Origin of the sequence: Corynebacterium hansenii, assembly GCF_030408795.1 — a bacterium.
Lineage (GTDB): Bacteria > Actinomycetota > Actinomycetes > Mycobacteriales > Mycobacteriaceae > Corynebacterium > Corynebacterium hansenii.
Genome location: NZ_CP047211.1, coordinates 816,515 through 829,014 on the forward strand (window position 1 = coordinate 816,515; position 12,500 = coordinate 829,014).

Here is a 12,500-nt window from a genome sequence, read left to right on the forward strand (position 1 = left end):
CCCCCGGATTCCGCGCCAGAACGCGCGGTCCGTGCGAGGGCCGGGCGGCTTGAGGAGAACCGCATATCGTGCTGAAGTTCAGCGACAACACCGTGTCGAATGCCCGTGATTTCGATCGCGCATCGGCACCGGAGAAAATGCGCGTGCATGCCCTGGCGAAGGCCGTGGGCATCACGTCGAAGGAATTGATCGCCGCCCTGGGGGAGATGGGCGTCGCCGTGAAGTCGGCGTCGTCGTCCGTGGCGGCGGGGGACCGGGACCGGTTCCTGGATGCGGTTGCCAAGTCGGGGTCGCTTGACGACGTCGTGGCGTCGCAGCCGTCGGATGCGCCCGTCGAAGGGGCCGCGGAGCAGAAGGCGGGCGAGAACCCGGGGGAGCCCGCGAAGAAGACGGCCGCGAAGGCCACCAAGAAGACGGCGAAGAAGTCGGCCGCCAAGTCCACCGAGAACGCCGCGAAGAAGGCCTCCGAGCCGAACGCCAAGAAGACCACCGCGAAGAAGGCCACGGCCACCGCCCCGGTGGACGCGGACGAGGACGCCGCCGAGCGGAAGACCGAAAAGAAGACCGCGAAGAAGGCGGCCAAGAAGACCTCGAAGAAGACCGCCAAGCGCACGGCGGGCAAGAAGTCGGCGCCGGCGAAGAAGGCCGACGAGGTCGACGTCGCCGAGACCATCGTCGCCGAGGCGCCTGCGGTGCCCGAGACCCCCGAGACCCCCGACGCCCCCGAGACCTCCGACACTGCGGCTGCCGACACCGGAACCCCCGAGAAGGCCACCCGCCGGTCGCGGTCCCGCCGCACGGCCAAGCGCACCGCGTCGAAGCCGGCCGCACCGGCGAAGAAGGCCGAGGACGTCGACGTCGCCGAGCCGATCATCCCGGACTCGATCGACGGCGCCACCGAGGACGATCACCTCGTCGAGGTCGTGCCGCCGGTGACGCCGCCGCCGGCCGAGCCCTCGTTCGCGATCCCGGTGTTCATGGCGCCCGAGCCGGTCACCGTCGTCTCGGCCGACGTCGATGACGCATCCGCCGACGCCATCGCCGATGCCGTGGATGACGCCGACGACTCCGATGACCGTTCCGGTTCCGGCGACGACTCCGACCGCACCCGGGAGCCCCGCCCGCGCCGCCGCCGTCGCGGCCGCGGTCGTGGCCGCGGTGCCCAGGACGATTCGGTCCAGAACGACGGCAACGGCGGCGACGACCGCGATGACCGCAGCGGCCGCGACGACGAGTCCGGCGCAGGCTCGGATGCGGCGAAGCGCGGGGACGCGGGCGTCGCAAAACAGGACGGGAAGAAGCGCGACGAGCGCGACGCCGACGACGAGCCGGAGGTGCCGGTCGTCGACGAGCCGGTGGCCATCAAGGGCTCGACGCGGCTGGAGGCCCAGCGCCGTCGCCGTGCCGACCGCCGCGCCGAATCTCGCAAGCGCCACGTGATTTCGGAGGCCGAATTCCTGGCCCGCCGCGAATCCGTCGAGCGCACGATGGTGGTGCGCGAGCGCCGCCGCCGCGACGGCCACGGCATGGTCACGCAGGTGGGCGTGCTGGAGGACGATCTGCTGGTCGAGCACTTCGTCACGTCCGACACGCAGACGTCGATCATCGGCGACATCTACCTGGGCCGCGTGCAGAACGTGCTGCCCAGCATGGAGGCCGCGTTCATCGACATCGGCACCGACCGCAACGGCGTGCTGTACTCCGCGGACGTCAACTGGCGCGCGTTCGGCTCGTCGGGGCGTTCGCGCCGCATCGAGCATGCGCTCAAGGCCGGCGACCAGGTGCTGGTGCAGGCGACGAAGGACCCGGTGGGCCACAAGGGCGCCCGCCTGTCCATGCAGATTTCGCTGGCCGGCCGCTTCCTGGTGTACGTGCCGGGCGGCCACAGCGCCGGCATTTCGCGCAAGCTGCCGGAGCCGGAGCGCAAGCGGCTGAAGGAGATTCTCAAGGAGGTCACCCCGGCGGGGTCGGGCACGATCATCCGCACCGCCGCCGAGGGCGTGTCCAAGGAGGCCATCGCCGCCGACGTGCAGCGGCTCGAGGGGCTGTGGCAGGACATCGACAAGCGCACCGCGGAGGCGAAGAGCCGCAAGGGCGCCAAGCCGGTGACCATGTACGAAGAGCCGAACATGCTGATCAAGGTCGTCCGCGACCTGTTCAACGAGGACTTCTCGCGCCTGGTCGTCGAGGGCGACAAGGCGTGGGGCATCGTGCGCTCCTACGTCGACGAGGTCGCACCGGATCTGGTGGGGCGCCTGCAGCGCTACCGCCCGGAGCAGCACGGCGGCGAGGACGTCTTCGCCCACCACCGCATCGACGAGCAGCTGGCCAAGGCGCTGGACCGGAAGGTGTGGCTGCCGTCGGGCGGCACGCTGATCATCGAGCGCACCGAGGCCATGACGGTCATCGACGTCAACACGGGCAAGTTCACCGGCGCCGGCGGCAACCTGGAGGAGACCGTCACGCGCAACAACCTGGAGGCGGCGGAGGAGATCGTCCGCCAGATGCGCCTGCGCGATCTCGGCGGGATGATCGTCGTCGACTTCATCGACATGGTGCTGCCGGAGAACCAGGACCTGGTGCTGCGCCGCCTGAAGGAGGCGCTGGGCCGCGACCGCACCCGCCATGAGGTGTCGGAGGTGACGTCGCTGGGCCTGGTCCAGATGACGCGCAAGCGCCTGGGCACCGGGCTGCTGGAGACGTTCTCCACCACCTGCGAAGCGTGCGATGGCCGCGGGCTGATCATCCACGTCGATCCGGTGGACCATGAGGGCGAGCCGCAGCGTGGCCGCCAGCGCCGCCGCAACCAGGCGCCGGCCAAGCACCCGGTGGCCGAGGCGATGCACCGCAAGGACAACGGCGACGATCGCGCGGAGGTCTCCGCGAAGGATTCCGCCGACGAGGGCCGGGAAGAGCAGCTTGACGACGGCCGGCGCGACGCCTCGTCCGATGGGCGCGACGGAAACGGCGGCAACGGCCGTCGCCGCCGCAGCCGCCGGGGCGCGCGCCGGGGTGGCGCGGGCCAGGGGCCGGAGCAGTCGGGCGATGACCGGGCCCGCGATGATCGGTCCGGCGGCCAGTCGGATGATCGGCCGGGTGTCGAGTCGGAGCAGGCGCCGGCCGAGGAGATGACCGAGGAGGAGCGCGCCGTCGATGAGTCGGTGACGCGCGCCGAATCGGAGGAGTCGCGTCCGCCGCGCCGCCGCCGTCGCGGCCGCCGTTCCACGTCGCGCGGTCGCGGTGGCGACGGCGAGGGCCGTGGCGACGATGGGCGTTCGTCGGATGACGCCGATGCGCGCCGCCGCGAGACGTCGCGCGACAACCGCGACGAGCACGCCGACGTCGGGGATGCCCTGGCCCGCGTGGCGGCGGACGCCGTCGCCGAGGCGCGGGACAAGGATCCGGACGAGCCGTCGGATGATCGCTACGTGTCCCGCTCGGCGCGACGCCGCCGTCGCCGCCGCGTGGTGCATGCCTCGCAGCAGGGGCAGGGCGCGCGCGATGACGTGCGGGAGGACGCGCAGCGGCGGGATTCGGGCGAGGTTGAAGCCCAGCGTGAGGCGAAGGCCGAAACCCCGTCGTCGCCGAAGTACGGGGCCGAGGCCGATGAGCCGGAGAAGCCGGCGCAGGACGATTCGGGCCGCACCGGTGCAGGCGCCGGCCGTTCCGGCGGCGGTTCCCGCGGTCGCCGACGTTCGACGTCGCGCCGCGGTTCCGGCCAGGGCGAGCAGCGGGGCAAGGGGACCGCCGAGGTTTCGGAGGCTCCCGAGAAGACCGTGTCCGTCGAGGCCAAGCCGGAGCGGGGCGCCGACGACGCCCCGATCGAGCCGCAGACGTACGAGGAGGCGCTCGCGGCGTTCGAGAAGTCCCCGCGCCGCAATCGCCCGACCCGAGGTCGCTCGCGGTCGGATCACGCTCCGAAGCCGGAGGATTTCGGCGAGGGCGCCGGTGCCCGCAAGGGCGGCGGTGACGCCAAGGGCGGCGCCCAGGACAAGAGTGCGACTGAGTCCAAGGGCGACGCCAAGGGTGCGGCCGAGTCGAAGGGCGGGGCCGGCGAGAAGTCTGGCAAGTCTCCCGCCAAGGGCTCCGGCGATGGCGCCGGCAAGGGCGGCCGCGGCGAGAGCGGCGCGGCGAAGGCGTCCGATGGGTCCCGCGCCGAGTCCTCGTCCTCCGACGGGTCCAAGGCCGGGTCGGCGGAAGCGGCCAAGACCGGTTCCGGCGATGGCCGTCCCGCCCGTCGCCGTGGCCGCCGCCGCGCCGTCCGCCGCGTCACCTCGCGGGGCCCGGCCGGAACGTCGGCTGACGCCCCCAAGAAGGATGCGCCGAAGAAGGACGCTTCCCCGAAGGCGAAGTCTTCCGGGGCGCAGGGCGAAGGGAAGGACGGCGGCGTCGCCAAGCAGGACGATGCCGGCCGCAAGCCCCGCCGAGGCCGCCGCCGCGCAGTCCGCCGGACCTCCCGCGGCTAAGCTCGAACCGCCGACGACTGGCCCCCGGGCCGCGATCTCATTCGCGGCCCGGGGGCGGTTTGTCATTTGCGGGCGGGATTCGCTAGTCTTGACCAGTCGCTGTTCAGAGGCGTATCGGGCATGCCCGAATCGAGCCCCTGCCGGGAGCGCGCGCGAAGCCGCGACGACGAGCCGCGAGGCCGCCGCTGAACGCAGAAGAAACTGTCCATGTCGAGGGACTTGCGTCCCTCGAGTCGAGTAAACGAAAAAGGGGTAGCCCTCCTATGTACGCGATCGTCAAGACCGGCGGCAAGCAGTACAAGGTTGCCGAAGGTGACCTCGTCAAGGTCGAGAAGATCGAGGGTGAGCCGGGTTCCACCGTGGCTCTCACCCCGGTTCTGCTCGTCGACGGCTCCGACGTCACCTCCGACGCCGAGAAGCTTGCCAAGATCACCGTCAACGCCGAGATCGTCGAGGCCACCAAGGGCCCGAAGATCCGCGGCATGCACTACAAGAACAAGACCGGCTACAAGCGTCGCTTCGGTCACCGTCAGCCGCTGACGGTCCTGAAGATCACCGGCGTTTCCAAGTAAGCCACCGAAACAAGCTTTTCCTGAAGGAGGAATCATGGCTTCCAAGAAGGGTGCTTCCAGCACCAGCAACGGCCGCGACTCCGAGGCCAAGCGCCTCGGCGTGAAGCGTTTCGGCGGCCAGCAGGTCAAGGCTGGCGAGATCCTGGTCCGCCAGCGCGGCACCTCGTTCCACCCCGGTGAGAACGTTGGCCGCGGCGGCGACGACACGCTCTTCGCCCTGAAGGCCGGCGCCGTCCAGTTCGGCACCAAGCGCAACAAGCGCACCGTCAACATCGTCGAGGCCGAGACCGCCGAGGCGTAAGCCCCGCGGTTCCGGCTTCGGCCGGGCGCCTCGCTCGCCGCCCCGCGTTTCGGCGCGGGGCGGCGTTGACGTCGAAAGCGCCGCACTTCCCCGTGGGAGGTGCGGCGCTTTCGCGCATTCGGCCGGGGTGGGGGGGGCGGCCGAGTGCGGGCCCTCCGAGTGCGGGGCGGCCGAGTGCGGGGGCAGGGGCCGGCGGGTCAGCCCCTCGAGGCCAGCGCCAGGGGGAGAACTTCGCGGCCAGTCGCCGACGCCAGCGCAGCTGCGGCGAGAGTCACCGACCAGCCCGTGTCCACGCAGTCGGTGACCAGCAGGATGGGCCCCTCGCCGAGCTCGAGTGCGCCGATGGCCACCCAATCCCACCGATCGGCCAGACCGGCCACCCGGTAGGCGGAGTTCTGGGCTTCGACGGGGCGTGATCCGTCGCGCACGGGCAGCACACCACCGAAGCCCATGCGCCCGATGTCGGCAACGGCGATGGCGCAGGCCACCACCATCTCGTCCAACGCGGAACCGTGGAGGGCTTCGCTCGTGCCGGCCGCGCCCGCCGTCGCTCCGCCCGCGGGATCGACCGCGTCGTGGGTGACCAGCGCGACGACGGTGTCCGGCCGCGTGTCCCAATCCCAGCCCGCGAGCACCTCGACCAGGTTGCGCAGCGTCCGGTCGCGCTTCCATTCCGCGGCATCGGGCCGCCACGACGCCGCCGCGAGCAACTCCGTCAGTGCAGGCCCCCGCGCGATGTCGTTGAGGCGGCCGATCGCGCGCCCCTCGCCCACGCCGTGGATCTTCCCCTTCAGCGGCACGCGCAGCCCGGTCGCGCCGAGCGTCGCCCCGGCGCGCCCCAGCCCCTCGCCACCGGCCATGAGCCGGTCCAACCCGGTCGGCCACTGCTTTCGCGCGGGCATGCGCACGCCCGGTTCGGTCAGCCGCACGCGCACGATCTCGTCCACGTCGGCGTCGACGTCGGGGGACAGGCGCCGACCGGTGCAGTTGTCGCACCGTCCGCACGGCCCCGTCGCGGTCGGGTCGTCGAGCTGGCGGCGCAGGAACAGCATCCGGCACGCGTCGGCGCCGGTGCTCCCGTCGTCGCCGAGCCGCTCGTAGGCGACCATCGCATCCTGCTCGGCCTTGCGGGCTTCGGCCAGGCCGCCGTAACGGGCGGCGTCGTACTCCCACTGCGCGCCCGTGGACACCCAGCCACCGCGCACGCGCCGCACCGCACCGTCGACGTCGAGCACCTTCAGCACCTGCTCGAGCCGCGACCGCGACAGGTCCACGGCGGTCTCCAACCGCGCCGTCGACGCCGGCTGACCCCCGTACGCCGCCAGCGCGTCCAACAGCGACCGCACCACATCCTCTTCAGGGAACGACAGCGATGCGAAGTACTCCCAGATGTCCCGATCCTCGGCTCCGGGCAGCAGCACGACCTCGGCGCGTTCGGTGCCGCGGCCGGCGCGTCCGATCTGCTGGTAGTAGGAGATCGGCGATCCCGGCGCGCCCATGTGCACCACGAACCCCAGGTCGGGCTTGTCGAAGCCCATTCCCAGCGCCGACGTCGCCACCAGCGCCTTGACCTCGTTGTCCAGCAGCGCCGCCTCCAGCCGCTCGCGCTCGGCGGCGTCGGTGCGCCCGGTGTACGCGGCGACCTCGTACCCCGCGGCGCCGAGCGCCTGGGCCAGGTCCTCCGCCGCCGCCACGGTCAGGCAGTAGATGATGCCCGAGCCCGGCAGCTCGCGCAGATGCTGCGCCAGCCACGCCGGCCGCTTCGTCGTATCCGGCAAACGCACCACGCTCAGCCGCAGCGACTCCCGGTCGAGCCCGCCGCGCAGCACGCCGGTGCCGTCGCCGAGCTGGGAACGCACGTCCTCCACCACGCGGTCGTTGGCCGTCGCGGTGGTCGCCAGCACGGGCACGCCCTCGCCGAGCCCGGCGAGCAGATCGCGGATGCGCCGGTAATCGGGCCGGAAGTCATGGCCCCAGTCGGAGATGCAGTGTGCCTCGTCGACCACGACCATGCCCGCCGCCCGCGCCAGCGACGGCAGCACGTCGTCGCGGAACTGCGGGTTGTTCAGCCGCTCGGGGGACACCAGCAGCACGTCGACCTCGCCGGCTGCCACCCTCCGCTGGATGTCGTCCCACTCCGTCATGTTCGCGCTGTTGACGGTCTCGGCCCGGATGCCCGCCCGCCGCGCCGCCGCGACCTGGTTGCGCATCAGCGCCAGCAGCGGCGAAATGATCACGCTCGCCCCGCGCCCGCGCCGCCGCAGCAGCTTCGCGGCGATGAAGTACACCGCCGACTTGCCCCAGCCCGTGCGCTGCACCACCAGCAGGCGTTCGCGGGCGTTGACCAGCCCGTCGATGGCCCGCCACTGGTCGTCGCGCAACGACGTCTCCGGCCCGGCCAACCCCTGCAGCAGCTCATCGGCCTCCGCGCGGGTGGCGGGCTCATACGGCGCCTGATCATGCGGCGCCTGATCATGCCGGGGCCGCTCGGTCGGGGGCTGGGGGGACTGGCTCGAATCGCCGGCGTTCATGACCCCACTAAAGCACGGCGCCCGGATTCGCCCCGTTCGAACGCTCCGCGCCCTGCTTCACGACGGCCCGCGCCCCCGCCCCTCGGCGGTTCGCACGGCGGACGGCGGGGGACGTGGGCGTCGCAAAGCAAAGGTGAGAGGGGAATTTCGGGGCTGGAAGTGATGTGCGTCGCAGGTCACGGAGGGCGTTGAACTTCTCACGATCCACCCCGAACCATTCGGGTTGGCGGCGCAATTGTGCGACAATCGAGGGTCATGCGGGGGTCCGATCAATCGGGCCCGGCTTTCGCGTGCCCGGAAATGGGTGCGCTTCGGCCCCGGAAACGGTCCGGAAACGGCCCGGAAGCGACGCGGCACCCCCACGGGCGCCGCCGCGGACCGGCCCCCGTCCCCAGCACCCCCGAGGAATGAGGCCCCATGTCACGGTTCATCGATCGCGTCGTCCTGCACTTGCAGGCGGGCGACGGCGGCCACGGCTGCAATTCCGTGCTGCGAGAAAAGTTCAAGCCCCTCGGCGGCCCCGACGGCGGCAACGGCGGGCACGGCGGCGACATCGTGCTCGAAGTGTCGCCCCAGGTGCACACGCTGATGGACTTCCACTTCCACCCGCACATCAAGGCGGAGAAGGGCCGCCCCGGCGCCGGCGACCACCGCAACGGCGCCCGCGGGCAGGACCTGGTGCTGCAGGTGCCCGAGGGCACGGTCGTCATGACCACCGACGGCGAGGTCCTCGCGGACCTGACCGGCAAGGGCACCCGCTTCGTCGCCGCCGAGGGCGGTTACGGCGGCCTGGGCAACGCGGCGCTGGCGTCGCGCTCCCGCAAGGCCCCCGGCTTCGCCCTGCTCGGCGAACCGGGCGAGGAGAAGGACCTGGTCCTCGAACTGAAGTCGATGGCCGACGTCGGCCTGGTCGGCTTCCCGTCGGCGGGCAAGTCCTCGCTGGTCTCCGCCCTGTCGGCGGCCAAGCCGAAGATCGGCGACTACCCGTTCACCACGCTCCAGCCGAACCTGGGCGTGGTCAACGTCGGCCACGAATCCTTCACCGTCGCCGACGTGCCGGGCCTGATCCCCGGCGCGTCGGAGGGCCGCGGCCTGGGCCTGGACTTCCTGCGCCACATCGAGCGCTGCGCGGTCCTGGCGCACGTCGTGGACTGCGCGACCTACGAGTCCGACCGCAACCCGGTCGACGACATCAAGGCGCTGGAGCACGAGCTGGCCAACTACCAGTCGGAGCTCGCCGGCGACGTCGGGCTGGGCGACCTCGCCGAACGCCCGCGCGTGATCGTGCTGAACAAGCTCGACGTGCCCGAGGCCAAGGAAATGGCCGAATTCATGCGCGACGAGCTCGAGGAGTTCGGCTGGCCGATCTACGGCATCTCCACCGCCACCCGCGACGGCCTGAAGGAGCTGACCTACGGCCTCGCCGAGGCCGTGGCGAAGTACCGCAAGGAAAACCCCGCGAAGCGGGAGGAGAAGCCGGCCGTCATCGTGCCCAAGGCCGTCGGCCGCCGCGGCCGCACGCAGGACTTCGAGATCGAGCGCGACCCCGAGGATCCGGACGGTTTCATCGTCCTCGGCCGCAAGCCGCGCCGGTGGATCCTGCAGACCGACTTCGAAAACGACGAGGCCGTCGGCTTCCTCGGCGACCGGCTGGCCAAGCTGGGCGTCGAGGACGCCCTGGCCAAGGCCGGCGCCGTCCCGGGCTGCCCCGTGACCATCGGCGACATAACCTTCGAGTGGCACCCGCAGACCGCGGCGGGCGTCGACGATTTCGTCCCCTCCGGGCGCGGCACCGACCAGCGCCTGGAGACCACCGAGCGCGTCTCCGCCGAGGAGCGCAAGCGCGCGTCGCAGGCCCGCCGCGGCCTGATCGACGAATTCGACTACGGCGACGGCGAGCAGGCCGAGCGCGAGCGGTACCAGTAGGACCCCGGCACGACCCCCGGGAAAAGCCGCCCGGGACAACTGAACGAAACACAAGCCCCCGACCACGAGGAAACGAAAGGGCCCATGAACCCGCCTTACTCCAGTTCCACCCGCGACAGCATCCGCGATGCGAAGAGGATCGTGGTGAAGATCGGTTCCTCGTCGCTGACCGGGCCCGATGGCCGCACCGACCCGGCGAAGATCGACGAGATCGCCGTGGCCCTGGAAAAGCGGATGTCCCGCGGCAGTGACCTGATCCTGGTGTCCTCCGGCGCCGTGGCGTCGGGCATGGGCCCGCTGGGCCTGTCGACGCGACCGACGGATCTGGCCACCAAGCAGGCCGCCGCGGCGGTCGGCCAGGTGCGACTGGCGCAGGAGTGGTCGCGGTCCTTCGCCCGTTTCGGGCGGACCACCGCGCAGGTGCTGCTGACCTCGGCAGATGCCGGCGACCGCCCGCGCGCCCGCAATGCGCAGCGCACCATCGACCGGCTGCGCCAGCTCCACGCCATCCCGATCGTCAACGAGAACGACACCGTGGCCACCTCGGAGATGCGCTTCGGCGACAATGACCGCCTGGCCGCGCTGGTGTCGCACCTGGCGTTCTGCGACGCGCTGGTGCTGCTTTCCGACGTCGAGGGCCTCTACGACCGCAACCCCTCCGAGCCGGGCGCGAAGTTCGTGCCGGAGGTGTGGAGCGGCAACGATCTGAAGGGCGTCATCGCCGGCGACGGCGGCAAGCTGGGCACCGGCGGCATGGCGTCGAAGGTGTCGGCCGCCCGCCTGGCGTCCCGCGGCGGCGTGCCGGTGCTGCTGACGTCGACGGAGAACATCGACGCCGCGCTGGATCAGGCCGACGTGGGCACGGCCTTCGCGCCGAAGGAGGACCGCCTGTCCGCGTGGCAGTTCTGGGTGCTCTACGCGGCCGACGCCTCGGGCGTGCTGCGTCTGGACGCCGGCGCGGTCACCGCCGTCACCGAGCACCGCCGCTCGCTGCTGCCGGTTGGCCTGACCAGCATCGACGGCGAGTTCACGGCGGGCGACATCGTGGACATCGTCGGCCCGAACGGCGAGATCGTCGGCCGCGGCGAGGTGGCCTACGACTCCGAGGAGCTGTCCGGCATGATCGGCCGCACGACCGCCGAGCTGCCCGACAGCATGCAGAAGCCCGTCATCCACGCCGATTACCTCTCCGGGTACGCCTCCCGCGCGTAGGGCGCGCGGGGGCGCGGCGGGTCGCTCCCGCTGCCGGCGCTTTACGACGCCCATGTGGTGCCACACCCCCGTGCGGGGGCGCGGTCGTCGCAAAGCCCCGTGACTTGAAGCCCCACCCGGGGGGTTCCCTACACTGGGTCGCATGACTGACGCGACGAATGACCGGACGATGACCGACGCCCGCGCCGCCGAGCGCGCCGAAGTGCTGGAGAAGGCGCGGCGCGCCAAGGCCGTGACCACCGAGCTGGCGGGCTTCACGTCGGAGCGGAAGAACCGCATCCTGCTCGCCGCCGCGAAAGCCCTGGTGGCGCAGTCCGCCGACATTCTCGAGGCCAACCGCCGCGACATCGAGGAAGGCCGCGAGCGGGGTCTGGCGGAGTCCCTGATCGACCGCCTGAAGCTCGACGAGGACCGCATCGAGGGCATCGCGGGCGGCCTGCGCCAGGTCGCCGGCCTGTCCGACCCCGTGGGCGAGGTCCTGCGCGGCCGCGTGCTGCCCAACGGCATCAAGCTGTCGCAGGTCCGTGTGCCGCTGGGCGTGATGGGCATGATCTACGAGGCCCGCCCCAACGTCACCGTCGACGCCTTCGGCCTGGCGCTGAAGTCCGGCAACGTGGCCCTGCTGCGCGGCTCGAAGTCCGCGCGCAACTCCAACGAGGCCCTGGTGAAGGTGCTGCGCGGCGTGCTCGCCGACGACGGTGCCCCCGAGGATCTGGTGCAGCTGCTGCCCTGCGAGTCCCACGACTCCGTCCAGGACCTGATCACCGCCCGCGGCCTGGTGGACCTGGTCATCCCGCGCGGCGGCGCCGGCCTGATCGAGGCCGTGGTCACCGGCGCGACCGTGCCGTCCATCGAGACCGGCACCGGCAACTGCCACATCTACATCGACGCCTCCGCCGACCTCGACGAGGGCATCGCGCTGATGGTCAACGGCAAGACCCGCCGTGTTTCGGTGTGCAACGCCACCGAGGCCGTGCTGCTGGACAAGGCCCTGGGGCAGGAGAAGATCGACAAGGTGCTCGACGCCCTCGTCGACGCCGGCGTCACCGTCCACGGTGACGCGGACAACCTCGGCTGGTCCGGCGACGTGGTTCCCGCCACCGACGTGGACTGGAACGACGAGTACCTGTCCATGGACATCGCCGCCAAGGTCGTCGACGGCGTGGAAGCCGCCGCCGAGCACATCAACGCCCACGGTTCCGGCCACACCGAGGCGATCGCCGCGAAGGATTGGAACACCTGCGAGATCTTCGTCGACCGCGTCGACGCCTCCACCGTCAACGTCAACGCTTCCACCGCGTTCACCGACGGCGAGCAGTTCGGCATGGGCGCGGAGATCGGCATCTCCACCCAGAAGCTGCATGCCCGCGGCCCGATGGCCCTGCCGGAGCTGACCTCCACCAAGTGGATCCTCCGCGGCACCGGCCACACGCGGCCGTAGCGGGGGACTGAACCTCCCCGCATCGGCGCCGGGGCCCGTCGTGCGGCGGGC

At 71.6% G+C, this 12,500-nt stretch carries 7 protein-coding genes; 6 read left to right on the top strand and 1 reads right to left on the bottom strand.

Annotated elements, in window-relative coordinates:
• Positions 1-68: 68 nt before the first annotated feature.
• The 3 genes from CHAN_RS03740 to rpmA all read left to right on the top strand — a co-directional run bounded on the left by CHAN_RS03740 (position 69) and on the right by rpmA (position 5,339).
• Positions 69-4,466 (top strand): translation initiation factor IF-2 N-terminal domain-containing protein, encoded by a 4,398-nt coding sequence (locus CHAN_RS03740; protein ID WP_290291918.1) that lies wholly within the window; start codon positions 69-71, stop codon positions 4,464-4,466.
• Positions 4,467-4,729: 263 nt separating this feature from the next.
• Positions 4,730-5,038 (top strand): 50S ribosomal protein L21, encoded by a 309-nt coding sequence (gene rplU, locus CHAN_RS03745; RefSeq protein ID WP_048739419.1) that lies wholly within the window; start codon positions 4,730-4,732, stop codon positions 5,036-5,038.
• Positions 5,039-5,072: 34 nt separating this feature from the next.
• Entirely contained in the window at positions 5,073-5,339 is a 267-nt protein-coding gene (gene rpmA / locus CHAN_RS03750) for a 50S ribosomal protein L27 (protein ID WP_046650489.1), read from the top strand.
• Between the two features lie 197 nt (positions 5,340-5,536).
• Here the strand turns inward: rpmA and CHAN_RS03755 are convergent, their stop codons facing one another.
• Complete coding sequence (locus CHAN_RS03755; protein WP_290291924.1) at positions 5,537-7,870, bottom strand: RecQ family ATP-dependent DNA helicase; 2,334 nt, start codon at positions 7,868-7,870, stop codon at positions 5,537-5,539.
• Positions 7,871-8,287: 417 nt separating this feature from the next.
• On the opposite strand from CHAN_RS03755, the gene obgE reads away from it, so the two are divergent.
• The 3 genes from obgE (at position 8,288) to CHAN_RS03770 (ending at position 12,449) form a co-directional block, all read left to right on the top strand.
• On the top strand, positions 8,288-9,796 hold the full coding sequence (gene obgE / locus CHAN_RS03760) for a GTPase ObgE (protein ID WP_290291927.1): 1,509 nt from the start codon (positions 8,288-8,290) through the stop codon (positions 9,794-9,796).
• Between the two features lie 84 nt (positions 9,797-9,880).
• Complete coding sequence (proB, locus tag CHAN_RS03765; protein WP_048739423.1) at positions 9,881-11,008, top strand: glutamate 5-kinase; 1,128 nt, start codon at positions 9,881-9,883, stop codon at positions 11,006-11,008.
• A gap of 142 nt (positions 11,009-11,150) precedes the next feature.
• A complete protein-coding gene (locus CHAN_RS03770; RefSeq protein WP_290291929.1) occupies positions 11,151-12,449 on the top strand; it encodes a glutamate-5-semialdehyde dehydrogenase in 1,299 nt (432 codons plus the stop codon).
• The last annotated feature ends 51 nt before the right edge of the window (positions 12,450-12,500 follow it).